At 29.5% G+C, this 26,180-nt stretch carries 29 protein-coding genes and 1 tRNA gene; 6 read left to right on the top strand and 24 right to left on the bottom strand.

Translation table 11 applies throughout. The features are described from left to right. Window positions 1–118 precede the first annotated feature (118 nt). Both C4N20_RS14910 and C4N20_RS14915 read left to right on the top strand, forming a co-directional pair. A complete protein-coding gene (locus C4N20_RS14910) occupies window positions 119–1,636 on the top strand; it encodes an AbgT family transporter (protein ID WP_005977169.1) in 1,518 nt (505 codons plus the stop codon). Window positions 1,637–1,674: 38 nt separating this feature from the next. Continuing rightward, window positions 1,675–2,868 (top strand): M20 metallopeptidase family protein, encoded by a 1,194-nt coding sequence (locus C4N20_RS14915; protein ID WP_005977167.1) that lies wholly within the window; start codon window positions 1,675–1,677, stop codon window positions 2,866–2,868. A gap of 63 nt (window positions 2,869–2,931) precedes the next feature. Here C4N20_RS14915 and C4N20_RS14920 read toward each other — a convergent pair whose 3' ends face one another. The 15 genes from C4N20_RS14920 to C4N20_RS14990 all read right to left on the bottom strand — a co-directional run bounded on the left by C4N20_RS14920 (window position 2,932) and on the right by C4N20_RS14990 (window position 14,136). Beyond that, window positions 2,932–3,198 carry an HU family DNA-binding protein gene (locus tag C4N20_RS14920; RefSeq protein WP_005977165.1) on the bottom strand — a complete coding sequence of 89 codons (267 nt, stop codon included), beginning with the start codon at window positions 3,196–3,198 and terminating at the stop codon, window positions 2,932–2,934. Beyond that, on the bottom strand, window positions 3,191–3,481 hold the full coding sequence (locus C4N20_RS14925; protein ID WP_005977163.1) for an HU family DNA-binding protein: 291 nt from the start codon (window positions 3,479–3,481) through the stop codon (window positions 3,191–3,193). The genes C4N20_RS14920 and C4N20_RS14925 overlap by 8 nt, the downstream gene beginning before the upstream one ends. A gap of 13 nt (window positions 3,482–3,494) precedes the next feature. After that, complete coding sequence (locus C4N20_RS14930) at window positions 3,495–4,031, bottom strand: hypothetical protein (RefSeq protein WP_005977161.1); 537 nt, start codon at window positions 4,029–4,031, stop codon at window positions 3,495–3,497. Window positions 4,032–4,103: 72 nt separating this feature from the next. Further along, window positions 4,104–4,376 (bottom strand): hypothetical protein, encoded by a 273-nt coding sequence (locus C4N20_RS14935; RefSeq protein WP_005977159.1) that lies wholly within the window; start codon window positions 4,374–4,376, stop codon window positions 4,104–4,106. Between the two features lie 26 nt (window positions 4,377–4,402). Then, window positions 4,403–5,233: a mechanosensitive ion channel family protein gene (locus tag C4N20_RS14940; RefSeq protein WP_005977157.1), complete on the bottom strand. Its 831-nt coding sequence runs from the start codon at window positions 5,231–5,233 to the stop codon at window positions 4,403–4,405. Between the two features lie 18 nt (window positions 5,234–5,251). After that, window positions 5,252–5,656, bottom strand: coding sequence for a hypothetical protein (locus tag C4N20_RS14945; protein WP_005977155.1), 405 nt, complete (start codon window positions 5,654–5,656; stop codon window positions 5,252–5,254). Between the two features lie 49 nt (window positions 5,657–5,705). Next, entirely contained in the window at window positions 5,706–6,158 is a 453-nt protein-coding gene (locus tag C4N20_RS14950; protein ID WP_005977153.1) for a hypothetical protein, read from the bottom strand. Continuing rightward, window positions 6,159–6,611: a hypothetical protein gene (locus C4N20_RS14955; protein WP_005977151.1), complete on the bottom strand. Its 453-nt coding sequence runs from the start codon at window positions 6,609–6,611 to the stop codon at window positions 6,159–6,161. Beyond that, window positions 6,605–6,895: an HU family DNA-binding protein gene (locus tag C4N20_RS14960; RefSeq protein ID WP_040490696.1), complete on the bottom strand. Its 291-nt coding sequence runs from the start codon at window positions 6,893–6,895 to the stop codon at window positions 6,605–6,607. The genes C4N20_RS14955 and C4N20_RS14960 overlap by 7 nt, the downstream gene beginning before the upstream one ends. Continuing rightward, window positions 6,888–7,175, bottom strand: coding sequence for an HU family DNA-binding protein (locus tag C4N20_RS14965; protein ID WP_005977147.1), 288 nt, complete (start codon window positions 7,173–7,175; stop codon window positions 6,888–6,890). Before C4N20_RS14965 ends, C4N20_RS14960 begins: the two co-directional genes overlap by 8 nt. Before the next feature lie 39 nt (window positions 7,176–7,214). Then, window positions 7,215–9,998, bottom strand: coding sequence for an autotransporter outer membrane beta-barrel domain-containing protein (locus tag C4N20_RS14970; RefSeq protein ID WP_005977145.1), 2,784 nt, complete (start codon window positions 9,996–9,998; stop codon window positions 7,215–7,217). A 395-nt stretch (window positions 9,999–10,393) separates the two neighbouring features. Continuing rightward, window positions 10,394–10,633: a helix-turn-helix domain-containing protein gene (locus C4N20_RS14975; protein ID WP_005977143.1), complete on the bottom strand. Its 240-nt coding sequence runs from the start codon at window positions 10,631–10,633 to the stop codon at window positions 10,394–10,396. 22 nt (window positions 10,634–10,655) lie between these two features. Further along, complete coding sequence (locus C4N20_RS14980; protein WP_106878535.1) at window positions 10,656–11,462, bottom strand: ATP-binding protein; 807 nt, start codon at window positions 11,460–11,462, stop codon at window positions 10,656–10,658. Next, window positions 11,449–12,279: a hypothetical protein gene (locus tag C4N20_RS14985; RefSeq protein ID WP_106878544.1), complete on the bottom strand. Its 831-nt coding sequence runs from the start codon at window positions 12,277–12,279 to the stop codon at window positions 11,449–11,451. The genes C4N20_RS14980 and C4N20_RS14985 overlap by 14 nt, the downstream gene beginning before the upstream one ends. A gap of 657 nt (window positions 12,280–12,936) precedes the next feature. Further along, window positions 12,937–14,136: a helix-turn-helix domain-containing protein gene (locus C4N20_RS14990; RefSeq protein ID WP_005977141.1), complete on the bottom strand. Its 1,200-nt coding sequence runs from the start codon at window positions 14,134–14,136 to the stop codon at window positions 12,937–12,939. Window positions 14,137–14,285: 149 nt separating this feature from the next. Here C4N20_RS14990 and C4N20_RS14995 point away from each other — a divergent pair, with 149 nt between their 5' ends. Continuing rightward, on the top strand, window positions 14,286–15,359 hold the full coding sequence (locus C4N20_RS14995) for an AbrB family transcriptional regulator (RefSeq protein WP_005977139.1): 1,074 nt from the start codon (window positions 14,286–14,288) through the stop codon (window positions 15,357–15,359). 128 nt (window positions 15,360–15,487) lie between these two features. Here the strand turns inward: C4N20_RS14995 and C4N20_RS15000 are convergent, their stop codons facing one another. The 5 genes from C4N20_RS15000 to C4N20_RS15020 all read right to left on the bottom strand — a co-directional run bounded on the left by C4N20_RS15000 (window position 15,488) and on the right by C4N20_RS15020 (window position 20,473). Then, window positions 15,488–16,378: a DMT family transporter gene (locus C4N20_RS15000; RefSeq protein ID WP_005977137.1), complete on the bottom strand. Its 891-nt coding sequence runs from the start codon at window positions 16,376–16,378 to the stop codon at window positions 15,488–15,490. Between the two features lie 82 nt (window positions 16,379–16,460). Next, window positions 16,461–17,321 (bottom strand): MBL fold metallo-hydrolase, encoded by an 861-nt coding sequence (locus C4N20_RS15005; protein WP_005977135.1) that lies wholly within the window; start codon window positions 17,319–17,321, stop codon window positions 16,461–16,463. A gap of 575 nt (window positions 17,322–17,896) precedes the next feature. Continuing rightward, window positions 17,897–18,544 (bottom strand): DUF4276 family protein, encoded by a 648-nt coding sequence (locus tag C4N20_RS15010; RefSeq protein WP_005977133.1) that lies wholly within the window; start codon window positions 18,542–18,544, stop codon window positions 17,897–17,899. Next, window positions 18,541–19,641: an AAA family ATPase gene (locus C4N20_RS15015; protein ID WP_005977131.1), complete on the bottom strand. Its 1,101-nt coding sequence runs from the start codon at window positions 19,639–19,641 to the stop codon at window positions 18,541–18,543. Before C4N20_RS15015 ends, C4N20_RS15010 begins: the two co-directional genes overlap by 4 nt. Before the next feature lie 139 nt (window positions 19,642–19,780). Further along, window positions 19,781–20,473, bottom strand: coding sequence for a YjjG family noncanonical pyrimidine nucleotidase (locus C4N20_RS15020; protein WP_005977129.1), 693 nt, complete (start codon window positions 20,471–20,473; stop codon window positions 19,781–19,783). Window positions 20,474–20,615: 142 nt separating this feature from the next. Here C4N20_RS15020 and C4N20_RS15025 point away from each other — a divergent pair, with 142 nt between their 5' ends. Further along, the gene (locus tag C4N20_RS15025; protein ID WP_005977127.1) at window positions 20,616–21,542 is read left to right on the top strand and encodes a homoserine kinase; all 927 of its coding nucleotides are present in this window, start codon (window positions 20,616–20,618) and stop codon (window positions 21,540–21,542) included. A gap of 70 nt (window positions 21,543–21,612) precedes the next feature. Beyond that, window positions 21,613–21,687: transfer RNA gene (locus tag C4N20_RS15030), tRNA-Glu, on the top strand. A gap of 198 nt (window positions 21,688–21,885) precedes the next feature. Here C4N20_RS15030 and pcp read toward each other — a convergent pair. The 4 genes from pcp to C4N20_RS15050 all read right to left on the bottom strand — a co-directional run bounded on the left by pcp (window position 21,886) and on the right by C4N20_RS15050 (window position 24,877). Next, window positions 21,886–22,530, bottom strand: coding sequence for a pyroglutamyl-peptidase I (pcp, locus tag C4N20_RS15035; RefSeq protein ID WP_005977125.1), 645 nt, complete (start codon window positions 22,528–22,530; stop codon window positions 21,886–21,888). A 45-nt stretch (window positions 22,531–22,575) separates the two neighbouring features. Next, window positions 22,576–23,499: a DUF979 domain-containing protein gene (locus C4N20_RS15040; protein WP_005977123.1), complete on the bottom strand. Its 924-nt coding sequence runs from the start codon at window positions 23,497–23,499 to the stop codon at window positions 22,576–22,578. A 14-nt stretch (window positions 23,500–23,513) separates the two neighbouring features. Then, a complete protein-coding gene (locus tag C4N20_RS15045) occupies window positions 23,514–24,176 on the bottom strand; it encodes a DUF969 domain-containing protein (RefSeq protein WP_005977122.1) in 663 nt (220 codons plus the stop codon). Window positions 24,177–24,520: 344 nt separating this feature from the next. Continuing rightward, complete coding sequence (locus tag C4N20_RS15050; RefSeq protein WP_005977120.1) at window positions 24,521–24,877, bottom strand: toxin-antitoxin system YwqK family antitoxin; 357 nt, start codon at window positions 24,875–24,877, stop codon at window positions 24,521–24,523. 288 nt (window positions 24,878–25,165) lie between these two features. Between C4N20_RS15050 and C4N20_RS15055 the strand changes: the two genes are divergently transcribed. Beyond that, window positions 25,166–26,155, top strand: a complete 990-nt coding sequence (locus C4N20_RS15055) for a hypothetical protein (RefSeq protein ID WP_005977118.1) — start codon at window positions 25,166–25,168, stop codon at window positions 26,153–26,155. Window positions 26,156–26,180 lie beyond the last annotated feature (25 nt).

The following is a 26,180-nucleotide window of genomic DNA, read 5'->3' on the forward strand; positions in this document are numbered from 1 at the left end:
TAGTTTTAATATAAAAAAGTTGCTTTTTTTAAAATAAGATATATAATAAGATATCATATCGATGTCTGAAAAGGCGTCTGAAAATATTGAAACGCTTTTATATAAGGGAGGTTTTATTATGGCAGATGTAAATGCAAAAAAACATGGTTTTCTGGATTGGGTAGAGAGAGTGGGAAACAAAATACCTCATCCATTTATTCTTTTCTGTTGTCTGGCTGCTGCTATTGTTATTATTTCAGCAGTATGTACAATATTTAAGATACAGGTAGTTGACCCTGTTACTAGCAAGGTAGTAGTAGCAAAAAGTCTATTATCAGCAGAAGGAATAAACTTTATGCTTCAAAGCATGGTTAAGAACTTTACTGGGTTCTCTCCATTAGGTCTTGTACTGGTTATGACACTTGGTATTGGACTGGCTGAACATGTTGGACTTGTTTCATCTTTCATGAGAAACAGTATCCTTACATTAAAAGATTATCCTAGAATAATAACTTTCATGATAATGATAATTGGTATATGCGGAAACTTAGCTTCTGATGCTGCTATCGTTGTTATCCCGGTTATATCAGCTTTTATTTTCCTTTCTTTAGGAAAACATCCTCTGGCAGGTATTGCAGTAGGTTATGCTGCCACTACAGCAGGATTTAGCGCTAACCTTTTAGTTGCTGGTACAGATGCACTTTTAGCAGGTATCACTACAGAAGCTGTTAAGATAGTAAATCCTAATTTTCAAGTTTCAGTAGTATGTAACTGGTACTTTATGGCTGTTTCTACTTTCCTTCTTGCAATAGTAGGTACTATTGTCACAGAAAGAATAATTGAACCAAGACTTGGAAAATATACTGGTAAAAAAATAATAACTCAAGAAGAAGTTTCACCTTTAGAGAAAAGAGCATTGAGAAACTCTGGAATAGCTACTGCTATTTATTTAATCATTCTATTTGTAGCAGTTTTCCCTCAAAATAGTTTTCTTAGAAATGCAAAAACTGGTTCTTTACTGGATTCTCCACTTTTAAAAGCTATCATTCCTATACTTTTAATACTTTTCCTAGTAGCTGGTATCACTTATGGTATCACTATGGGAAAAATCAAAGTAGCTGGAGATGTTCCTAAATATATGACTATTGCAATGAGAGATATGTCTTCATATATCGTACTGGTATTTATCATTGGGCAATTCGTTGCATACTTCAACTGGAGTAAACTTGGATATATACTTGCTGTTAATGGAGCTGAAATGCTTACTTCAATGAACTTGAAAGGAATTCCTCTTTTCATAATGTTTATTCTATTAACTGCATTTATCAACCTATTCATAGGAAGTGGATCTGCAAAATGGGCTTTACTTGCTCCTATATTTGTTCCTATGTTCTATATGCTTGGATATGCTCCATCTCTTACTCAAATGCTTTATAGAATAGGAGATTCAACTACTAACATAATCTCTCCTCTATTCCCATATATGCCTATCATTTTAGGATTAGCTCAGGAATATGATGAGGAATATGGAATGGGTACTGTTATCTCTACAATGATTCCATATACAGTAGCAATGCTTATTATGTGGATAATCATGGCTATTATCTGGATATCTTTAGGTATTCCTTTAGGACCAGGAGAAGTACTTTATCTTTAATTAATTCAACAAAAAATTTTTGATTGGAGGCTCATTACATGAAATTTTCTGATATAGAAAATGTAATAGATAAACATATAGATGAAATAATAGCTTTTAGAAGAGATCTTCATGAACATCCTGAACTTGGCGGAAATGAAGTCAGAACTTCTGCTAAAGTTACTGAACAATTAAAAAAGCTACCTGTAAAGATAAGAGAAAATGTGGGAGGACATGGAGTAATAGCTGACCTTACAGGAAGTGAAGAAGGAAAAACTATTTTATTGAGAGGAGATATGGATGCTCTTCCTATCAATGAAATTAATAATCTTTCGTTTTCTTCAAAAGTTCCAGATACAATGCACGCCTGTGGACATGACATGCATACTTCTATAGTTCTTGGTACTGCAATTGTGCTGAGTGAACTAAAAGATAAAATAAAAGGAAACGTAAAATTCATGTTTCAGCCTAATGAAGAGTCTGCTCCTATAGGTGGTTCAAGAGCTATGATGGCTGATGGACTTTTAGAAAATCCTAAGGTCGATGAAGCTTTTGCTCTTCATGTATTTGGAAACCCTACTGGTACTGTTGCTTTCAGACCTGGTGTGGCAAATTCCAGATCAGACAGAATAACTATAGAAATCAAAGGAAAAAGCAGTCATGGTTCTCTCCCAGGAGAAGGAAGAGACGCCATAGTTACAGCTGCAAATATCATTTCTTCAATACAGACAATTATCAGTAGAAATATGGGACCTGGTGAAAATGCTGTGGTTACCATTGGAAAAATAACTGGTGGAAGCAGATACAATGTTGTTTCTGATCATGTAAAATTAGAAGGTACAGTAAGAACTTTTGATACTGGTACTGCTGATCTTATAAAAAAGAGGCTTAACAAGATAGTTACAGATATATCTGAGGCTTATGAGTGTACAGGAATATTAGATTATCAAGATGGATATGATTTTATGTTTAATGATTTAGCTCTTTCTGAAGAAGTTATAAAGTCATTAAATCCTCTATTAGGAAAAGATAATATCATCATTCAGCCCAATCCTTTACCAGCTGGAGAAGATTTCTCATTTGTAACTAAAAAAGTTCCTTCTGTTTTCCTATGGCTTGGAACAGAGACTGATTTTAACAAAGGAAAATGTATTCTTCACAATCCTGAATTTATGGCTGATGAAAATTCAATAAAGATAGGAATAAAAGTTTTATGCAAACTTGTATTAGATAGATTGAACTCTTTGGAATAAGTGATACCTATAAAAAGAAAAGGACTATCCTGTTATGGCAGATAGTCCTTTTTGATATTTTGGCTATTTTATTTTTTTAGATGCTCTGAATTTTATTATTTTCTTGGGATAAATCGTCATCAGCTCTCTTGTTACAGGATTAGATACTTTTCTCGGCTGTCTTGTGAGTATTTCAAATGTTCCTATTTTTGGAAATTTCACCTTGCCATCTATAACTATAGCTTCTTTCAATGTTTCAAAAAATTCTTCTATTTCCTCTTTTGCCTTATTTTGTGAAATAGGGCATAAACTCAATTTAATATATAGTTTTGTCAGTTCTCTCTTATTCATCTGTATCACCATTAGCTATTTCTATGAAACTTTTTCCTGCTCTGAATTTTATTGATTCCTTAGGTTTAATATACTGTGCTTTTTCCCATGTTGGAACTAATACTTTTCTAACTTTCATCTCTCTTTTTTCAAATGCTCCCCAGTTTTTGAATATTACTTTTTTATCTTCTTCCAGTGCTTTCAGCAATACATTCCAGAATAAATCTATCTTTTCTTTTACAACCTTAAGATTTTTACTATTATTTCTTTTCTTATAGAATCTTAAAAACTCTCCCTCTGTCATAATTTTCTCCTTGTTATTTATATTTATACCCTATTTCTTCAAAGAATTCCTTAGGTCTCTCACTCCAAAAATATTCACTAAAAATTACTGTATTATCTACTCTCCAAATAGTTCCAAGAGTTCCATTGTTTCCTACTTGATCATAATATTGAGTATTTCCAAACACCTTACTTTTATTATCCCATTGAAATATATAAGTTCCTCTAGGCATTGTTTCAGGTGCTGAATAGATACTTTTTAAAAGAAAGAAAAAATCATATGCTTGATCATCATTTTCAAATAAAAAATACCATATATATGTCTTTACTTTATCTTTGGTATAAGTTTCACTAGTTTTTATAGCAATAAGTGAGTCTTTTTGACCATGAAATATATCTTCAACTTCTGATCTTAATTTTTTATAGTCATCTACACTATAACCAAGTTTTTCTGCTGCTATTCTAAATTCTTGTGGAGATAATGAAGTATTTTGAGGGACAATCTTACTTATAAAAAAAGATAATCCTCCTAAAATTATTCCAGCTATAAAAATCAGTATAATTTTTTTCATAAATCTCTCCTTAAAGCATAATTTTATTTTTTTACTGCTGTTAGATTTTACCTTACTTTTAATCTATCATTTTTATCCATTAGTAATAGCCATTCCTAAAACAAACATCATAATCAAGAAATAAATAACAATAAATATAAAACCTATTATTACACCTACAAGAGCTCCTATTCCCAATGATTTTGCTGTTTTAGGTTTTTCATCTCTCCATACTAGCCATAATATAAAGCCTACTATTGGAATAAAAAAACCTAAAAATCCCCATGCAAATCCACCTCTATCTAAATTTACTGGTGGTTTATTTTCAACTGATTCAATATTTTTACCTTCTTTCAACTCTTCCATTCTTCCTCCAAATTTATACCAATATACTATTTTGCTTTGTTGTAGATATCTATTTTTTGATAAGGAATCTCTATTCTTTCTCTTTCAAAATATTTTGCTACCTTTTCTGTTAAAGAAAAATATACTTCCCAATAATTTTCTTTTTTTGTCCATACTCTATATACATAATCTAATGAACTTGAATTGTGTTTGTTCATTCTTATTGTATATCCTTTGTCATGAAGAATATTAGAGTTTTCTTCAGCTATTTCAGTCAGTATTTTTTTTATTTTTTCCTCTTGGGTTCCATATGCTACTGATACTGTTAGATCTACTCTTCTTTCATCATTTCTTGATATATTTATTATTGCTGCATTTGCAAGTTGGCTATTAGGTATTATTATTCTTGAATTATCAAGAGTGGTAAGAATCGTATATAGAATATGAATGCTCTCTACTGTTCCTTCTCCTGAATTACTTTTTATATATTCTCCTTTTAAAAAAGGTTTAAAAAACAGTATTAAGACTCCTCCAGCAAGATTTGATAAACTTCCTTGCAATGCTAATCCAACTGCTAACCCTGCTGTTCCTAATAATGTTATTAAGGAAGTAGCTTTTACCCCTAAACCGCCTATTACCAAAAAGAAAAATCCTATATATATTATCGTTTTAGTCAAAGAGAGAATAAAAGATGATAAGAGTTCATCCACATGACTTTTTTCCATTAATAGTTTTAATGCCTGGATAATTATATTAACAACATGTTTCATTATAATTATTAAGAAAATTATCCATATTATTCTTAAAATTGTTCCTGGAAGTACTCTAATTAGATCTTCTCCCCATTTTTTCATTAAATTTTCTATATTACTCTGCATATTATCTGATACCTTCTTTTATTTATTTCCTATTTTTATTTTAATTTTTTCTGGGTGGCTCGAATCATCTAAGATAACTTCTACTCTATCCATTTTAGGAGTTATTTGAGATACTACCTGATACAAGTAAGTTTTTTTATTATATCCAGTATAGCCTAATAAAATAGTTCCTGTTTTCTTAGTATCTATTTTATGTTTATATTTAGACTCTCTTTTTATCTCTCCTACTTCTATTATTTCATTATCATTTGCATATATTATTTTTACATTATTAATTCTTGATGTTGTTTTATTATTTATTGCAAGTACAGATTTTTCAAAATATCTTTCTTTTAATGTTGTTACTCCTAAAATTACCAAACATATTGCTACAAATATTAATCCAAATCCTAAACTTCCTTTACTTTTCTTAATTTTTATCATTTTTCAATTCTCCCTACAAGTTATTTCTGATTATTTATCTGTTTTAAATCTATATATTTTCATCTTCTTCAAAAACAAATTTTTTTTCTTCAGTATTATATTTTAAACTATAACATTTTTTAGCTTCTACTTCTATTTCCAGCTTTTTATGCCCTGTAGATGTATGAACTGTTTTAAATACTTTTTTCCTTGTCCATGAGGCTTCTGCCTCTACCACATGTTTTCCTGGTAAAACTAGTATCCCTCTTTTCATTTTTTCACAAAATATATTTGGCTTTTTCCCATCTACTTTTACTACATCTAAATTATCTGAAAAGTCTCCTAAAAATGTACTTGTAAGAATTATTATTTTAGAAGCAGTTGGATTTTCTTCAAGATATTTCTTTGTTTTATTCTTCATTTTTTTTCTATAAATTAAAGTAAGTGGTAATCCTATTACAAGGTAGATTATCATTATATATTTTACTGGTCCACTAAAAATATTTTCTAATATTTCTCTCATTTAAAATTCCCCTTTTTCTTTCTTTGTAGTTTCTAATACTACTTCATCATTAAATCCTAAGATATTCAATAGTTCTAAGTAATTTTTTTCTCCAAGCATACTACAATCTATATATTCTCCAATTTCATCTTCTGGTGTTTTTACAACAAGGGTGCATGTATCAATTCCACTGCTATATTCAATTGATGAACTGAAGGAACATTGACTTATTGCATAATGATATTTTTTCTTTTTTCCATTATAAAAGATGAGGTCATCTCCATCTATTATGACTTTGATATTATCGCTTACTATTGCAAAATAAGAAAATAATAGAAAAGCTAATATTCCAATTATTAATGCTAGATCACCTCTTAAAAATATGCTGAATACATAAGATAAGAATATTGCTCCAACAAAAGCGTAAATTATTTCTTTAAAAATTCTTGTTTTTTTACTTTTTAATTCTACCATGATTTTCCTTCTTCTTTCCATTTAAGTGGCTTTGAAGTTCTAAATCTAACAGTTCTTCGAGGCTTTATTCTCATAATTTCCCATGTAGAAGGATTAGCTATATTTCTAGCTTTTTTATCTACAACCTCAAAAATTCCTCTTTTAGCAAAAGATACCTTTCCACTTATTTTTAGTCCTTCTTTTATTGTTTCTAATAATACATTTATATCCTTTGCTGCTTCCTTTAAACTTACCTTTGTCCTATCCATTTTTCTATATATTTTTGTAAAATCTCCCTTATTCATTTTCAATCACCATACTTTCCTTTAGTTCTTTTCCTGCCCTGAATTTTATTACAGTTTTAGGAGTGGTATAGATAGTTTTTTTATTTTTAGGTAGGATTACCTTTCTTGAATTCATTTCTTTTTTTCTAAATATTCCCCAGCCTTTAAATGTAACTTTTTCTTCTTCCTCTAAGACAGTAAACAGTGTAGTCCAGAATGTTTCTATTTTTTCTTTTGCTTCTTCTAAATTTTTTAAACCCCTATTATTTTTGTATAATTTTATAAAGTCTTTTTCCTTCATAATTCCCCCTTAATATCTTTTTTTATTTTATAAAAAGTATTAAAGTTCTATTCTCACTCCAACACTTGCCTGCCAGTTTGTTTCAAAATCACTTCCAAATGTTTTCTCTACATCATAATATAAATGTGTAGTTCCTGTTTTACCAACTTTGAACTGTCCACCTATTCCTACTTCTACCCATGTATCTCTTCCGCTATATTTCTTATTTAGACTTGTATCTTCTCCAGTTATTTTAGCGCCATATTCTCCTGCAAATTCATGTAATACACCGGCTTTTACAAAATGGCTGCTCTTTTTAAAGTCATGTCCTGCATATATTCCTGCTCTTCCTATCAAGCTTTTAATATCTCTTTGTTCTACTCTTACTCCACTGTTCATTGAATAATCTGCACCTTTTACATATGTATAATTCATTTGTACATGAGGAGTTACATACCAAGCATTCTTTTCATATTTTTTCCCATGTTCTAAGCTAAGACTTCCTGCCCAAGTATTATAATCTGCTTCCAGTTTTTGATTATTCTCAGTATAACTTTTATAGTCATTATCAAGATGGCTGTATTTAAGAATTATATCAGTATAGCTATTATCATTATATGCAAATGATTTATACATAGAAATTCCTATATTATGGTTTTTTCCATCACCATTTCTAAAGTCTGTTTTCCCATCTCTTTTATGTACTGCAAATCCAGTAAATACACTTCCTTTTTCTGTTTCTTTTCTTTTGTCATATCCTACTTGAAGCATATTATAGTCATTCTTAAATTTTCCAGATGATTTATCATGTTCCATTTCCCCAGATACTATTCTTGCCCATACTCCATCTTCTGAAGTATAATCACGTATTTCTCCAAGTCTTTTATGAATAGTATCTAATTCTAAACGTGATAATGCTGCATTCATATAGTTTAAAGTAAGATCTTCTTCTACTTTCTCAACTACTTCTCCCTCTTTCTTATTTATCCCAGTTACATACCAAATATTTTCTGTCTCTTCCTCACCGTGTACATTTTCTTCAATTGACAGTGTATAATCATACACATTTGATATATCAGAAAATTCCTTTCCTTCAAAAGTTACATTTTTATCAGAAGCACCTATCATGATAGAAGAATTTTCTTTATCTGAAAAATCATGATTTACCAAGCCATTAATAGAAGTTTTTCCTGCTTGTACATAATTATTTTGTGGAACATCAGCTTTTGTTATATATATACCATCTGTTTTAGTCATACTTTGATCTTTATCCTCTGGAGAGATATCCAGAATATATGTTCCTCCACTTCCAGTTGCATTATCTATGAGTACATACTGGCTTTCATCTACAGTTTCTCCTTTATGGTTCTGTGTCATATCTACTATCCCATTTTCCATGTCAAGCTTTGATACTCCACTTGCTGATAATACATACCATACTGCTTTATTTTTTAATCCTAAATCAAATATCCCTCCATTACTTTTATATGTTGCCCCTTCTAAATATGAATCATTAGTATCTAATAGAATACTTGTTACCCCTTTTGAATTTATTGTTCCTTGTATTTTTTTGGTATATCCTTCATCTTGAATTAATACATTTCCACCAGTGTTAAATATTGCATATTTATCTGAATATATATTAGTTCCACCATTAAAAGTAGTATTTCCATTATTTAGATTATATATAGCTATTGTGAAGTTATTGTTTTTTCCAAAAGCATTTATATTACTTCCATTCCCAATAGTAGTCTTTGCATCAGATGTATATATACTACTTGCAGTAGAAATATTATCTCCATCAACCGTTATTGTAGCTCCTTCTCCGATAGTTAAAGTAGAGTTATTTCCATTATAGAGAGTTGTTGTTGTTGCTGAATTTTTTCCTCTTGCCTCTATATAGGCATTATCTCCTATAGTCAATTCAGAATTTTTATTATTTACAATAGCATAATTACTAAATTTTCTAGCTTCAGAAGTAAAATCAGAAGTAATAATTGAACCATTTCCAATTTTAATTTTTCCTCCATTTAAATTATTTATTGCTTCACTAGAAACTTCTTTACTTTCTTTTGTTCCAATTGCAGATACTCCTAATACTAATCCATTTCCAGCAGTTATTGTCTCCCCATTTTGATTATTTATTGCTATTGCCCAGCTCTTACTTGTATGTGTATTATTTACATCTAATAATTCTGCTTTAATTTTTACATTATCTCCTATTGTAATTTTACTTGTATTTTCATACATAGTTGCTGTACCAATACCATTTATTCGCCCCATAGATGAGCTTACATTTATTTCACTATTACTTCCAATTTCAGTATTAGTATTAGCAGATACATTTATTCCATCTAGTGCTAAGGATTCAAAATTTCCTAGAGCTTCTACATTTATTTCTGTTCTTTCCCCTATTTTTAAATCTCCCCTTGTTGTATTATTTATTCCAACTATCCTTCCTGTATTAAAATCTCCTTCTATTTTTGCATTTACTTTTAAACCACTTGATAAATTAGTTTTATTAGCATAATTTGTTAATCCAAATACCGTTGCTCCTTTTTTCGTATCCGTTGTCTCATCAACTTTCACTGTTGTTGTTATAGAATCAATTTTTACTGTTATATTTTCAGAGGTTTCTATTCCTAATCCTAAAGCTACTTGTGAGGATTCTTTTTCTATATTTTCTATTTTTAAAACTGTATCTTTATCCTTACCTGTTATTATTTTCTCATAGTCTTCTCCAAAAGCAAAATTATTTAATAAAAAAGTAATTATTGCTATTAGAGTTATATTTTTTCCCCTTTTTTTATTAGTTCTTTTCACCATTTTCATTAATTTTTCCATTAAATTATCTCCCCTTAATTTTATTTTTATTATATTTTTTAACGCAGAAAAAATAAGTGTTCTTGTTTATGTATAAAAGCGAATAGTAATGGCTTTACTTTAGGCAATTTTTCCAATCTCATTTTTTTAATCTCTATTTTTTTAATCAATTTTTTTCTTGACTTTTTTAAATTTAAAGATTATAATCGTATAAGAGAAAAGTTCGCTTTTATACATAAATGCGAACAATAGTAAGTTGTTTAGTTTTATAGATATTTTTCAGAGCACTTCAAACTATGCTCCTTTGCTATCTTTTATCAGTTGATTTAAAAAAAGATTTTTCTAAATCAGTTTTCAAAATAAAAATCCCCAGCAAATTTATACTGAGGATTTTTTTGTTTTTTGTAGGTTTAAATTTATTCCAGTAAAAAAATCAAGCTCCTTGTGTAGATTAAAATACTTGTTCCCATTCTTCTGTGAAGAATGTCTCCCTCTTCCACTTTGTTGTAAATAGTATTTCTATGCTTTTTAAAATATTTTGCCACCTCGTTTATTGTGGTCCACTCTCCCAGTTCTTTCACTATTTCATCTGCTAAAGTTTTATTCATTGGGGATAGATTTCCAAGTTTTTTAAAAATATATTCCTCTCTCTCCATACATCAGTCTCCCTTTTTAGTTTTAATACATAAATTCAAAAAACTTCTGCTTTGTCATCCCTCTTTTGCTCTTCCCTGTTACCTGTACAGGAAAGCACATGTCAATTATCCTGTCTCTTATTCTGTTCTGTCCATGACTTGAAAACTTCTCGCTTATCTCGCACTTTTCCTCATCTTTGCTGAAATTCAAATTTGTAGATATTATCAAAGGTTTTTCACTTCTGTATCTTGCGTCTATGAGATTATATATTTTTTCTCCTCTCCATCCAGTTTGATTTTTATCCAATCCCTTTTCTCCACCAAAATCATCTATCACCAGAAGATCGCATTTTTCCACCTGCTTCAGAATATCTCTTTCAGCTGCTCCCCACTCTATTGTGAGCTTATTGAGATACAGCCCCAGATTCATTACCAGTACTGTCTTTCCTCTCTCCATGAGGTAGTTTGCTATACAGGCAGTAGTGAAAGTCTTTCCTGTTCCCACCCCTCCATAGAACAACAGCCCTTCCTGCTTCTCTTTTTTCATAAAGCTTTTTACATACTGCTGTGCCAGCTGCATTTGTTCGCACTTTATATCAGCATTTTCAAATCTGCTGTTTTGAAATTTCTTGTCTATTACAGAGATATCCTTGCATTTCTGCATTTTTTTCTCTATATTTTCTCTGGTTCTTTTTCTTTCCAACTCTTCCAGTTCTCTTTCTTTTTTCTTTTCCAGACAGTCGCATGTTGGAAGATACTCTAAATTTTTTCTAAAAGTTTCAGAAAGGTTTTTAAGATAATCACTCTCATTCTTCACATATTCTTTTCCGCAGTATTCACACTTCTTCATCTTCAATTCCATCCTCTTTTGCTATTTTATTTAAAAGCTCCTTGATAAAGTTCCCTGTAGAATCCTCATATACCGGTCTCACGAATTTTTTCTTAGATTCCTTTTTCTCTTTGCTCTTTTGTTCTTTGTCCTTAAAGTTTCCATTCAAGGCTTTCTTTAGGTTCTCTATCTTGAATATGCTGTTGATGCTCATATTGTTTTTAACAAACTCTGACTTTGACATTAGTGTCAGTGCTTCAAAAAGTTTTACAGCGCCAAGTTCTCTCCACACTCCCAAGAGTACATAGTTGTCTGGGCGATAGTTATATTCTGGTAGCCCTAGCTCCTTATATTTTTTTAATATATCCTGTATCTCCATAGGTGCATCGCTGAGTTTTTCTTTTTCCTCTTCTCCTGTGTGTGTATTATTTATATCTTTTACTCTTTTAATATCTTCTAAATAAGAACTATCTTCTGATGGCTCTAAAAATTCAGTAATGGTTTTATCAGGAATGATATTTTCAGGAGTGAATATTAATCTTTTCCCTTTAAACTTTCCCTTGCTTCTTTCCTCCACCAGCTGTATCACTTTTAACTTTTCAAATATTTTTAATCCTTTAGGAATCCAATCCTTGCTTAAACTACTATATTTGGCTATTGTTTGAGTGTAGTATTTGATATCTCTCCCATTAAAATCACTGTAGATTTCAGTAAGAGTTAAATACAGATTTCTAAGCTTGTCATGTTCCTTTCCCTCATACTGACATCTCAATAATCGCAGTATCTTTTTTTCCTGCCAGCAGAATGGTTGATTCTTTGTGTTTCTTTTGTTCTCCATTGTTCACTCCTTTAATTTCATAGTAATATATACTAACTTATTTATATCTAATACCTTTTTTTTAATATTTTTTAAAGCTATTTAAAATTTTTATAAATATAACGATTCATATACTAGCATAACATTCTATTTTTGTATATCAAAAAAATAAAATCTGGAATAAATACACAAATAAAAAAAATTTTGAAATTCTTCTAACATTGCTCTTAATCAATTTATTCTTTTAGTGTTTTTCAAGGCATTTTTTTAATAAAATTTTTTTTGTTTTTTTCATTTCAAAAAGTTCATCATTTTCATCACAATTTCAAGAAATAAACTACCAAAACAAAAAATCACCCACAAGGTAAAATTACCTCACGGGTGATGATTTTTTTATTAAAATAAGTTTTTTATGTGGATTTAGTCTCGTTAAGTTTTTTGTCCTTATTTTTCAATATTTTCTCTACTGATTTTTGTCTACCTTTTATAGTTTTACAACATTATAGGCAGATAATTTCCTATGATAATTATTATATTACATTCAAATAATATAATTATATTATTTCTCTTTATCTTTATAAATGTTTTCTACAAATTTTTTATATATTCAAATTATTAATGATTCTCCCAAAAAAAAGAGATACCTAGTTGTAACAGATATCTCTCTACTTAATTTATTTAAAATTTAAATTTATATACCTTTTTAGGTCGCCCTCTTGTTATCTTTTCAATAGAATAATCTGCCATTTTACTGTCTTCAAGTTTAAGAAGTATTCTGCTTGTTGTTCTTTCAGTAGTATTCAGATATTTTGCCAGTTTATCTATTGTTACTTCTTCCCCTCTTTTGTATAGTTCTATAAGCTCTCTTGCTTTTTCTCCAGATATATTTATTTCTTTTAATCTTTCTATTATATCCAGATCTTTTTTACTCTCTTCTGAAGTACCAGTAAGTATTGTTGTTCCTCCAGCTTCTACCAAGCACAGTACCTCTCCATTAGATTCCACATTTTTTCTATATGATTCATCAGCATAGAATCTAGCTTCACTGATACTAGCTCCCCCACCCCATCCAATATTCACTTTTGATTTATATTCTTTTTTAATTATCTCCTTAGGATTAATATTAATAAACTCTTTCTTCAGCATAAACACTTCTACATAATCCTCTACACTTTGAGTGATGAAATTTTTAAAATCATATCCAAGCCTGTTTTTCAATTCATTTATATTTCCATCGGAAGTTATTTTTCCCATTACTATTTCCTTACTGTCAGCTTTAGAAGCTTTGATATCTCTTATGGCAAATTCAACAGTCTCTTTTATAGTATTTTTAGATGGAAACAGGAATATATGAGGTACATCTAAAGTATCTAAAAACGAAAGCATATTACTTATTCTTGTTAAAATCAAATCAACTTTATTCTCAGCTATTAATCTAAGATATTTTTCTTTAAAATTCTCATATAGTCTTACATCACTGTAGTCCAATGGAAGAAATATCGGCTCTTTTCCTTTGGTAAAAGTGTCTTCCAGCCAGTATTCTTTTTCAGCTTCAGATACAAAATCTATATAGACTCTTGAAAAATCTATTCCCGGATTTTCAGACAGTACCTGAAAAAGACACTTGTATAATTCATATTTAGCAATTTCTATATAGTATACAGGTGTAGTTATTTTTGTATTTTTCCTTATAATCTCAAAACCAATAGGTCCGCTGGTAACTACTCCATCAAATTTATGAGCATTTTCTCTGTATATATCCTTTAATTGATTAAGATTATCATAAAAAATATATTCCTTTTCTCCCTCTACATCTTTCAAAGCATCTCTCACATATGAATAAGAATTTTTGGGAGTTAAAATCGCTATTTTTATCATAAACTTTTCCTTTCATTCGTTTTTTATCATTCACTTTAATTATACCACATTTTTAGAAAATTTATGATTTTGATTTTATTTCTATAAGTTTTGAGCTATAATATGTCTATAAATATTTCAAAATTTCTATCTTAAAGGGGGAGAGTGTTTTGTGGTTTTTTATTACTTTTTTCGTTGGTTTAATAGGAGCTGGTATTGCTTTAAAATGCAAAGTTCCTGCTGGGGCTATGATAGGTTCATTGTTTGCAGTTGCTATTTTCAGTATTGTTACTGGAAAGGCTTATCTTCCACAAAGTTATAAGGTGATAGCTCAAATATCTACTGGGGCATTTATAGGGGCGCGTATTAAATACAATGATATTGTTGAGCTGAAAAAGGTTTTCAAACCTGCTGTTATAATGGTAATTCTTATGGCTCTCATTAATTTTGTAATGGGATATTTCCTCTACAAATCATCTGATATGGATATGAAGACAGCTCTTTTCTGTACTGCTCCTGGGGGAATAATGGACATGACATTGATAGCATATGACTTTGGAGCTGATACATCTAAAGTTGCTGTTATGCAGATGATGCGTCTGGTTTCTGTTATGTGCCTTATCCCTGTTCTAATAAAAGGAGTTATCAGATATTACAAGGCTAAATCTCCTGCTGATAATATTGATACAGCAAAAACAGCTGAAGAGAAAGTTATCAAGAATGAAAAGGAAAAAACTCCTTTTATGGTAAATTTCAAGAAAATAGCTATAACAATGATAATTGGAACTATCTCTGGTTTTATTGGATATTTTGCTGGAATCCCTGCTGGAGCTATGAGTGTGTCTATGGCTGGAGTAGCAGCATATAATATAAAAAGCAATAAAGCTTTTATGCCAATAAAATTAAGACAGTTTATTCAGGTATTAGGAGGAGCTTTAATTGGGGCTAAAATGACAATGGGTGATCTTCTTGGATTAAAAACAATTGCAGTTCCTGTGCTTATAGTTATCAGTGGTTTCTGCCTTATGAATCTTATACTTGGGATAATGGTATACAAGATAAGCGATTTTAATATTCCCACATCTATGTTCTCAGCTGCTCCTGGAGGAATATCAGATATAGCTATAATAGCTGGTGAGTTAGGAGCTGATACTCCTAAGGTTGCTGTTATGCAGTTTATCAGATTAGTATCTGTTATTGCTTTCTATCCTATTTTGATTAAAATTATAATTCAATATTTCTAATATAGTTTACTACTAAAAAATAGCTTTCTATGATAAAATAAATCTTCTCATAGAAAGCTATTATTCTTTTGTACTACACTTTTCTTTTACAGTCTCTTACAGATAAAAACTTCTGACATTTTTATTTTTTAACTTTCTACATATTTTTTATTAAAAAATTTCAATTCTGTTTCTGCTATGACAACTGAAGCAAATATCAGTAATCCTCCCATAACAGTCTTCATTGTCACTGGATCTCCCAAAAGAATAACAGAAGTTATAGCTCCAAAAAGTATCTCTGTTGATAATATAAGGGAAGCTGTTGAGGATTCCACATATTTTTGTGCTGTTGTCTGAACCAAATATGCTATCAAGGTATTAAATATTATCAAAAATCCTACTGCCACTACCTGTACAGTTGTAAGTCTAGTAGTCACAATAGAAAAATTTTCATAAGTTATATTTAGCAAAAGAGTCAGCAGCCCCCCACTAAACATTTGAAAAGCATTTATAACAACTGGGTTCATCTTCCCTATCCTTGCTCCTATAATAGATATTTGAAGAGCAAAGAAAAAAGCACAAATCAATGTCAATACATCTCCGTAATTCATTGACAGATCTCCATCCAGAGATAAAAATCCTATCCCTGTAAAACATATTATAGAGGAAATATAAGTTATCAATTTAGGTCTCTTTTTAGTAAGCATCCACAGCATAAATGGTACGCATACTACATAAGCTCCAGTTATGAAAGCATTCTTAGAAGAAGTTGTATGCATAAGACCTACTGTCTGCAATGAGAAAGCAGTTCCCAATACTAACCCAGCCCCTAATCCGAGTTTCATTTCTTCTTTTGTTATCTTCACTTTTTTTATAAAAAGGAATAAAAATATGAGGAGAGAAGCTATTAAAAATCTTAAACTCATAATAGCATTTGGTGCCATACCACTATCCAAAGCTATTTTAGTTATAGGAAATCCCCCACCCCAAGTTGCTGCTACACATACCAGCGCAATTTTACATACAGTCTTTTTCTGCACAATTATCACTCCTTATATCTATTCTGCTCTTATATAATACTCTATATTTCAAATAAAATCAATTTAAATAATATTATAGCACTTAAAGAGTGATTTTCATTCCATCTTCTGATATCATTATTTCTGATTTTTCCACTTTTTCTCTCAGTTCTTTATTAGTAAATAATAGGTTTGTATGATTAAAATGAGTCAGTATAATTTTTTTATCTTTTAAATTCCAGTTGTTTTCCTCTATAAATTTTATTGTTTCCTCTACAGTAGGATGAGGTATCTCTTTAAAATTTCTTCCTCTTATATTTCCAATTTCTTCCTTTGTATAAAATGTAGCATCTACAGCTAAATAATCACACTGTTTAAAAATGTCATTTAATTGATCTTCAAATCCTTCCCAGCTGTCTATGTCAGGTACAAAGAAAAAACTTTTCTCTCCTTTTATTATAAATCCATGTGTATCAGCAAACTCATTTCTATGAGGAACTTCTACAGGGATTATTTTTATATCATTATCCAATACTAATTCTTTTCCGCTTTCAAATTCTACCAGCTCTATATTTTTAAGTTTTACTAATTGACTCCAAGGAGCATTATTTCTTAAAAATTCTGCCATTTTTTTACTCACATATACTTTTACTTCTTTTGAATTAAGAGCTTCTCTCCCTAAAAACATCAATCCTGTATAGTGTCCCATATGTGCATGAGTTAAAAATATTCCATCTAGTTTACCATTTTCATCTGCTATAAAACTTTGGTATTGTTTGGAAAAGCTAGGTGTTGCCTCTATCATATACCTATTTCCTGTTTCAGTATTTTCTATTCCAATGGCTGCTTGCAATACTTCTTTTCTTTTTCCTGCTCTTATCTCTGTACACATCTCACATTTGCAGCCAATTTGTGGAATCCCTCCATCCTGTGCTGTTCCCAAGAATTTTACTACTACACTCATCATTTCCTCCTGTTTTACATTCTCTATGTATATATTATCTAATAAACTATTTTTATACAAGTTATTTTAATAGCGGAATTATTTTTTCGAATACTTTATATTCATTTCTGGATTATTTTTTAATCATATTTATATAAAAAATCTATTTCATATAAACTATGAATTGATTAAAAGATTGACTATGGTTTTATTGTATGATATTATAAGGAGGTAGAACAATGACAGTTTGTTTCTAATACCCATAGTTCACTCATGTGAACAACCCATATAACCCTGACTTACATAGGTTGGGGTTTCCCTTATTTAATAAATAAAATATATTTCAAATAAATATTTTTGTTTAATTTATGACCAATAAATAAACTTTGTGATTGGGGTTTATTTATTAACCATACAATTTTAGGATATTCCTAGTCCTAAAAAAGACAGAAGCTATAGATAACTCTATTTTCTGTCTTTTTTAATTGCTTGTTTATATTTTAATTAATATAAATATTTTCAATCTTTGAATTTTGAATCATAGTGTAGAAATTCTAATAAAGATCCAAAATAGCTACCAAAAGCTTCTCACATCATTATAACGTTTTTATTTTCTCTATCCAAGAAGAAAAATGTTTGCACTCTTTAAGTATTATATCAATTCCCATTTTTTTTGATACCAATGTTCCATTTGTTATTTTAGCATAATTAGGTATAAGAGATTCTAACCTTTTAGAAGGTGCTGTTTCTGGAGAATTATTTATATGTTCTGGTGATGTAGCTTCATCACGCATATGTTGAATTTTAGCAACTATATTATCATTAGCTATTTCTGAAAATGATGTTGGTGAAGAAAAAAGCAATCCTTCAAATTCATGAAGTATAAAATTGAAAAAGAAGTTATTCTCTCCAATATCTTTGTTAATAGCTTTTTCAATAATATCCATTCTTTTATAAATGTCAACTTCTGTACAATTAATCTCTGGTGTATTTACAGGCATAGCATAATAATCAAACATTGTAGTTATAATCGCATTTTTATGCTGTCTACAAAGAATTTGTACCTCATTTTTAATTTTATTATAGTCGCTGACTCCACCACGATGCTTAATTGAGGCTGTCCTTTTAGTTGTACAAACTATAGGAACAGCAAATATCATAATATTTGCTAAATATGGAGCTAATACTTCATTTATAAAAGATTCTTCTGTTTGTCCTTCGCAATAAATATATACTATTTTCATTTTGAAAGTCTCCCTCCCAAAATATTTTTCTTCCAAAGGTCCCCTAAAGCATAATCACTTTCAAGCCACGCTTCTAAGCCATTGATATCTAATCTTTTAAAAATAGAACCCTCTTCACTACGATTAACAACTATAACATCTTCTACATCAAATTCATTCAACAATTCTACAGATTGAGTAGATATAATTATCTGCTTTTCATCTGGAAGCTGTTTAACCATTTCTGAAAAAATAGTAATTGCATAAGGGTGCAGTCCTAATTCTGGTTCATCCACTACAATTGTTGCTGGCTGTAGTTCAGGCGGCTGCAATAATAAAGCTGCAAGACATATAAATCTTAAAGTTCCATCTGAAAACTGAGAAGCATTAAAAATATCATCACAGCCCCTTTGTTGCCATTTCAAAATAATCAGCTCATTATTTGATTCTTGTGGTTCCAAAATAAAGTCTTTAAAATAAGGAGCTATTAATTGGATTGTACCTACTATTTCATTATAATTTTTTTCATAATTATTTTTTAGACGATATAAAAATGCAGCTAAATTCCCTGCATCATATGATAAAACTTTATTATTAGAAATATTGTGTTCTTGCTTAACTTTTGCACTTTTTCCAGTGTCATGAAAATGATATACCCTCCAATTTTGTTTTGAGAGAATTGGCTTAATATAGTCATCAAGTTTATTATTTGACCCTATTTCCCACAATGATTCAATATGTCCTTTTGAAACAGTGCTTTCATTTTCCCATTGCCCATGGTACCCGAAATATTCTTTTTTAAAAATAATTCTATTATCATCAGTTGGTATCAAATCAAAACCATATGAATTATTCCCAAAAAATACTTCAAATGATATTTCATCTGTTACTTTTCTGCCATTGTAAAATAAAGAATTTAAACCTCTTTGTGCCACTGAAACTTGTAAATTTTTTCCTAAAATATTTTGAAGCAATGCAAAAGCTGAAATAAAATTTGATTTCCCTGCTCCATTACTTCCAATCAAAACATTTATTTTATTAAGTTTTATACTACATTTTTTTATTGATTTATATCCTGAAATATCAATTCTACTAAGTTGACCAGCAGATAGCTCCATTGCATACCTCCATTAATATCATTTACAATTATTAAGTTTATTACATTATATTTTAAAATATAGAAAAACACAAGATTATATTTTCATACGTTTTAACACTATTATTTTGATTACAAAGCATCTATTCACTCTTTTTTTATTAAAGTATTCCTACTAACTTTCTTAATTCCAAAAGATCTTTTATTTCATAATCAGGTTTTATATTTTCTATGCTGCTTTCACCATTTGGATTATACCAGCACGTTATTATTCCAGCATTTTTCCCACCTTGTATATCAGCAGTGAGAGAATCTCCTACCATCATTATTTTCTTTTTTGGTATGTCCTCTATTTTTTGAAATATATGTTCAAAATATTCTTTGTGAGGTTTATTGTAGCCAATCTCTTCTGATACAAACATATAATCAAGATATTTATCCAGCCCTATCTTTTTTATTCTTCTTATTTGAATATCATTTCCTCCATTGGAAGCTACTCCCAGTTTTATCTTATTTTCATGAAGCTCCTGACATATTTCCATAGCATTATCTAAAAGATAAGCACCTTCTTTTAATCTGTTTCTATATTTAAAATTAAATGTATCTATATCAGTTTCTATTCCATATTCTGAAAATAGCTGCTCATATCTTTTGTAAGCCAGCTGTTTTTTATCAACAAGACCTTTCTCCAGCTGCTTCCAATAGAAAATATTTATTTCATGGTATCTATTCAGAATCTCATCATTGCAGATAAAATTATACTCATTTAATGTATCTGCCAATGCATTTTTTTCAGCTAAATCAAAGTCAAGAAGTGTTCCATCTATATCAAATAATATCAAATCAAATTTCATCTTTTCCCCTCACATTATAAGTTTATACTATAATTATATCATATATAAACCCTAAAAATATATTCAAAGTATTTATTTAAGTGGAAAAATCTTATTAAAAATGTTAAAATTTATTGAAATATTTTTTATAATTGGAGGAGAAATGGCTGTTTATACAGTTCTTAATATAGAGGACATCACTACTATTTTAGCTAAATATAATCTTATCCCTCTGCATTACGAAGGTATAAAAGATGGGATACTCAATACTAATTATCTTGTTTTTACTTCAAAAGGGAAATTTGTATTGAGAGTTTTAGAAGGTCACCGCAGCTATGAAGCTGAAAAAGAGGAATTGGATTTTCTTCTGGAATTAAATACAATAATTCCATGTTCTGTTCCATGCAGTACTGTAGATGGTGAAGTATTAATAAAATATAATGGAAGAATGATGAGTCTTTTTTATTTTATTGAGGGAGAAAAACTTACTGAAATAAATGAAAATTTTCTGACTCAAATTGGAAGATTACTTGGAAAAATGCATCTTTTTTCTAAAAACAAGGTACTGAACAGAAAAACAAGAATAGATGAAAAGTACTATTTTTCAAAAATAAATATGGAACAGGTTCCAATAACAGAGGAAGAGAGAAAAAATCTTTTATCTCTCTATGAAAAAATTTCTATGATAGATTTTTCTTCTCTTCCCTGTGGTGTAATTCATAATGATATTTTTCCAGATAATATCTTTGTCAAAGATGGAGTTGTTTCTGGAATTATTGATTTTAATGATTCTACCTTTGCTCCTTTTATCTTCGATCTTGGAATAGTTATCAATTACTGGATAAGAATAAATAATTTCCCTCCAGAGATTGAAAAAAGATATGTTGAGATATTTTTAAATTCTTATGAAAGCGTGAGAAAACTCACTCCAGAGGAAAAATCTCTTTTGGATATGGGAATACTCAAAATGGCCCTTGCCTTTATTTTCCTGAGAATAAACAAATTCTCTGTAGAAGATAATCATAATATTTTAATAGAAGATAAAACTTATTATGAACTTTTGCCACTGCTAAAATACTATCATATATAAGAAATATAGAATTATAGAAAAAAATAATTGACACTTATTATATTTTATGATACCATATCTTAGTTCAAAAGCCCCGTTCGTTCAGTGGTAAGGACATCAGATTTTCACTCTGGCAACAGGGGTTCGATTCCCCTACGGGGTACCATTGTGTACTTTAACTCAAAACTAATTGTTTTGAGTTTTTTTATTTGCCTTCTTTATTTCTATCATTTATCTCAAATATATCTATTAGTTACTAATATCATTTTCATTCTCACAATTAAATAACCAATCATTAGACTTTTTTAATTGAGCGTAATGTAAAAAAGAGACCAGCATAATACTGATCTCTTTCATATTTAAATTAGAATTCTTTTCCACCAGATACAACGATATCTTTCTCATAAGCTTTAACAGCTTTTATTGATACTTCTAAAGCTTTTGTAATTCTAGATAATTCCATGTATGGTGTATTTTTCTTGTCTATTACCTGCTCAGGTATATATGGAACATGGATAAATCCACCTCTGATATTATCTAATTTATTTTTGTTTAGATAATAAAGAAGAGAGTACATGATATGGTTGCATACATATGTTCCTGCTGTATTAGATACTGCTGCTGGTATAGAAGCTTTTTTCAATTCCTCTACCATTCCTTTGATAGGAAGAGAAGTGAAATATGCTGTATCTCCATCTTCAAATACAGGAGTATCCACTGGTTGATATCCGTCATTATCAGGAATTCTTCCATCGTCTAAGTTTATAGCTACTCTTTCTACACAGAATTCATATCTTCCTCCAGCCTGACCTACACATATAACTACATCAGGTTTTACAGAGTCTATATTTTCAAATAATTTCTTTGCTGATTTTTTAAATACAGTTGGTATTTGAAGTTTTATAACTTCTATTCCATCAATATTATCTGGCAACGCTCTTACTGCTTCCCATGCTGGATTTATTTTTTCTCCTCCAAATGGATCAAAACCAGTTATTAATACTTTCATAATATTACCTCCTAAGTTTTTCTTTTATCTATTTAAATTGCCGAATTAGAAAGCAAATAAATACATGATGATGATATGAATTATAAGCATTACTATAGCTATTGGAGCTTGAACAAATATAACACTGTTCTTATTTTCCATTTCCAAAATAGAAGCTGGAACAATATTAAAGTTAGCCGCCATAGGTGTCATTAAAGTTCCGCAATATCCTGCTGTCAATCCAAGTGCTCCAACTAATGCTGGGTTAGCTCCTAAATTAATAACAAATGGAACTCCTATTCCTGCTGTAATAACTGCGAAAGCTGCAAAGGCATTTCCCATTATCATTGTAAATACTGCCATAGCCACACAGTATCCAATTACTCCTAGAAGTCTGTTTCCATCAGGGATAACTCCTCCCATTAATGAAGCAATAACTTCTCCTACTCCAGCTTTAGCAAATACTGATCCTAATGCACCAAGAAGCTGAGGCAGTATAACAGTTGCTCCCATTTGCTGTAATATTCTTGATGACTCATGTGGTATCATAGCAGGTGATTCTTTAGTTACTATTAAAGATATAACAAGAGCAGCTAATGCTCCTCCTCCCAGCCCTACAAGTCCTCCTAACGGAGTAAACTGAGCTATGGCAAAAGCTACTATTCCTATTGATAAAGCAGGAAAGAATATAAGGTTTCCTAATTTAGCAGCTTGCTTTTCTCTAAATTCTTCACTACTGTTAGCAAGTGATCCGATTTTTATATTTTTAGTAGCTGTAATTAATCCCATTACAAGCAAAGAAGCTCCAACTATAACTGGATTGATATATGGTCCTAATATAAATACAAGTCCAAAGATTATCCAGAAAGCAGCACTTCCTATTCTTTTATCATTTTTTTGATCTCTCAAAGCATATATTCCACATAGTATAGAGATTATTCCGCAGATGACATACATTATCTCTAAAATTAAATTTATAGTTTCTTTCATTTAGCTCTCCCCCATTATCTCTTAGTATTTCTTAAACTCTTATCGAACATATAGTTTCTTATAACAGAAACAACTATTGAAATTACTGCAACTGGAATACTGCATTTTGCTACTGCATAAGGTTCAACATTTGTTATTTCAAGTTCTTTTAGAGTTCCAACTATCAACAATACTCCCGATGAAGCTATAAATACATTTTGTCCATAGAAGTTTCCATAGTTTTCCATACTTGTAGCAAGAGCTTTTAATTTTTCATCAGTCTTAGCATCTACTGTTCCTTCTTTTTCAGCTGCTCCCTTTACCATTGGATAAACAAGTGGTCTGATGAACTGTACGTGACCGCTTAATCTAAGTGAAAACGCTGCTGCTATTGTTCTTACAATAACATATATACTTAAAACTTTTCCACAAGTAGCTCCTTTTAATTCAGAGATACATTTTGCTGCTCTTTCTCTAAGTCCGTTTCTCTCCAAAATTCCTACTACTGCTAGTGTTAGAAGAAGAAGTGTCATATATCTTGTACTTACAAATGCTTTCCCCAACACTTCAAGAATCTCAACAAACCCCATATTTGCAACCAATCCTGTTGCTACTCCAGCTATAAGTACAACAGCTATGGTATCAAACTTTAATACAAATCCTAAAAGTATTATCAATACTCCTATTAACTTAATCATAATTTCCTCCTTGAATATTTTAATCTATAAATATCATTATCCTATTTTATAGCATATTTTATTAAAATTTAAAAGGAATTTTTTCATTTAGATTCCTCTTTAATTGCATTTAAAACATTATTTTGCAAAAAGTAAAAAAATGGAAAAAAAATTTCTCAACAATTTATTATTTAAGATATTTTTAAAAGTTTTTTTAACTTATAAGCTAAGAGTTTAATCAAAACCATATTTATATAAAATGATTTATTTATTCATACAAAAACAACAGGTGACTAAAAATTAAAATTAAATTTTAGAAATTCCTAAAATTATATTTTCAATTATCAGCCACCTGGTTTAAAGTTTTAATTATTTTCTATTTTTTCCCCGTTTTCATATTTTTCTATTCTCTCAAGAGAACCATTTTTTGAATAAAATTTCCATTCTCCATCAAGGAGTCCATTTTTGTAAAAACCATCACTGGCAATTGATCCATTTTCATAAAATGATATATAATTACCTTCTAATTTGAAATCATGATAATTTCCTATAGTTGATATTTTGCCATTTTCATAGTAAATTTTAAATTCCCCTTTTCCGCTTAGTTCATGCATATTCTTTAGTTTTATTTTTTCTTTTGGACTGTGCAAAGAAACTTTCTTTTTGAAATTTATTAAATTAAAGACTGCAAAAAAAACTAAAATTGCTAATCCTATTTTCAAATTTGATACCTACTTTCACTTTTATCTTTAAAACTTGTTCTCTCTATTATTTTACATGATAAATTAAATAGCTGCAACTATTTTTATCTTCTCTCTTTCAAAAATTTAAAATATCTTTCTTCGTAGACATTAATATAATAACAATAACTATGTTAAATTTTTATAAAAATATAATTTAAAATTTATATTTTCCATTTTTTGAACAACTATAAATCTACTTCATTGTAATTCATATAAAAAAATGGTAAAATAATTATCATAATTAATTCTAAAAATTGAGGTCACTTTATGGAAAAAAATTCCACTTTTCTTAAACACAAAAAAATAATATTGATAGATAAGACAAATTTCGAGTCTTCTATAGCTCTTATCTTGAGAGAACCAGATATAGATTATTTGATATTCTTAATTTTCAGAAATAATATTGAAGAAAATCTTGAACTCCTTAAAGAGCTTAAAAGATACTTTTTTAATCCTTCTAAAAGTGAATATCTATCTAATACAATAATTTTTACTGAAAGAGAATATCTAGCTAATGATATGGGTGTCAAAGCTGTGCTTACAGCTAAGGATATCCAGAATTTTGATATTGCCTCTTTAAATTCAGTGTATGAAAAATATAATTTTTCAGAAAAAACACTGGAAAATTTCCTTGTGGAAAATTCAGCAGAATTTTCATATAAGATAGATATTTATGATGAACATGATCCCTGGATTACTTCTATTAATGGTATAGGGCTTCTTTTTATCAGTGATACTACATATGACAAAATTATGTGCAATTATCATAAAGTAAAGAATCTTTATCCTGATGTTACTATTGTTACATTCAAAGGAAAAGATGACAGTAAACCTCTTGGCCTCCTTAAATTGATTGGAGCTGATGCTCATATCACTTTGGGGATTACCAGTACAAAACATATTGAATATACTAAACGGATTGATGCTTTGGTATATAATAGAAGTCCTTATTCTGAAAGTAATCTTAAAAAATTTGTGATGGAAATATTAAGAGAGAAAAATTTTAAAAATAATTTATTCTATTTTAGAGATTTTCTTGGAATACCTGAAAAAAATTTCGATGCTGATCTGTTTTATGATGAAGAGGAAGAAATGAATAAAAAGGAAGAAAAGTATTTTAGATTAAAAGTAATTACTGCAAATAAGGAAGATAATCAAAAAACTTATATAGAAAAAGACTGTATATATTTATGCAGAGAAAAAGAAAAAAATAAAAATGAAATATATCATTTTGAAAGAATTGATAAAATAGATTAGTCTTGTATGTTAAAAATCCTCCTAG

The organism is Fusobacterium ulcerans (assembly GCF_003019675.1).
In the GTDB taxonomy this organism is placed as follows: Bacteria; Fusobacteriota; Fusobacteriia; order Fusobacteriales; family Fusobacteriaceae; genus Fusobacterium_A; species Fusobacterium_A ulcerans.